The 1,363-nt window shown below is 64.3% G+C and carries 2 protein-coding genes; both read right to left on the reverse strand.

Annotated elements, in window-relative coordinates:
* Positions 1-184, reverse strand: a 184-nt coding sequence (locus C5F48_RS23820; RefSeq protein ID WP_219907838.1) for a GtrA domain-containing protein, incomplete at its 3' end; no start/stop codon positions are given.
* A 52-nt stretch (positions 185-236) separates the two neighbouring features.
* Entirely contained in the window at positions 237-1,292 is a 1,056-nt protein-coding gene (locus tag C5F48_RS23825; protein ID WP_219907839.1) for a UbiA family prenyltransferase, read from the reverse strand.
* Positions 1,293-1,363: the final 71 nt, after the last annotated feature.

A 1,363-nucleotide genomic window follows, 5' to 3' on the forward strand; every position in this document is an offset into this window, starting at 1 on the left:
TGAGCACGTAGTTCACGACATTCGCCGCGAGGAAGGACGCCATCGCCGCCGGAACCAGAGCGGCACCGACGCCCAGCAGGAGAGCGAAGCCGCCGATGTCGACGATGGCCGCCACACCGGCCGTGAGGAAATACTGCGCCAGCTTGCGCAGCATGGGACGGGTGCGGATGAGCCGGTTCATCATCTAACAGTCGCCGCGCAGCCGAGACGGATCGGCCACGCGCCTCTGCCCCGGCTCACGGCGCGCTGGTCAGGAAATGCTGCCCGCCGGTCTCGATGAAGTGCTGGCTCGCCAGGGTTTCCAGCACCGGGATGTCGATCAGGGTCGCCGCCACGAACAGCACGGAGGTGAGGATCGCCGCCGCGATCACCGGCTTGGCGCGATAGAGTTTCTCGGGTTTGCGCGCCACGGAATCGGGCGTGAGCGCCAGGGCGTAGTAGACGGCGAAGAGCACGACGATGCAGGGGAACAGCACGATGTATTCGATGCGATACTTGATGAGGAAGATCGCCAGGAAGAACGAGCAGAGCAGCGCGTAGACCAGATTGGCCACCGACAGATGCGCCTCGGTGTAATGCAGGAAGGACCGGCGATAGAGGCCCAGCGTCTCGCGCCCGTCGCTGGCGACGATGTCGCGATACTCGGCAAGCCGCTTGGAGTTCATCAGGAAGGCCCCGCCGAACCAGAAGGCGAAGAACAGCGACACCGGCGGCAGGCTGGTCGCATCGACCATCGCCCAGCCGATCAGCAGCCGGATCGGGTTGTTCAGCGATTCCGACAGCACGTCCAAGTAGGGACGGTCCTTGGTGCGGATCGGCTTCACGTTGTAGGTGACGCCCGAGATGGCCAGCAGGCCGCAGGCCACGAAGGTCGTGTCGTTCACCGCCAGCGCCAGCGCCATTCCGGCCACCAGCAGCACGGCATATTCCAGCAGGATGAAGCCGCCATGCATCTGTCGCTGCACCGCCGCGCGCTGCGACTTCTCCGGATGGTAGCGGTCGAAATCGCGGTCGAGCCATTCGTTGATGACATAATTCGCCGCAGCCACGCCTACCGCTGCCATGAAGCCGAGCACGATGTTCATCGCGATGGCCATCGGAGCCTCGCTGACGGCGCTGCCGCGCAGCAGCAGGGCCAGCACGATGCCCGGCAGGATGAAGACATGCTTGGTCATGTGGTCGAGACGGGCAATGCGCACATAGTCGCTGAATCCGGCCACCGTCCGGGTCGAGGAGGGGGCGGCGGCATGCAGGTTCATATGGGTCGGGGGTCGGATCTGGGCATGGGTCATGCAATGGGTCTCCGGGAAATGAAGGACGTCTTAAATTCGATCGCGCGGGTAGCGCCCATCACCAGAACGGT

Origin of the sequence: Cereibacter changlensis JA139, from assembly GCF_003034985.1 — a bacterium.
In the GTDB taxonomy this organism is placed as follows: Bacteria; Pseudomonadota; Alphaproteobacteria; order Rhodobacterales; family Rhodobacteraceae; genus Cereibacter; species Cereibacter changlensis.

Excerpts from the sequence above, each read along its gene's own strand:
- C5F48_RS23825 (WP_219907839.1), bottom strand. The coding sequence starts at position 1,292 with ATGACCCATGCCCAGATCCGACCCCCGACCCATATGAACCTGCATGCC.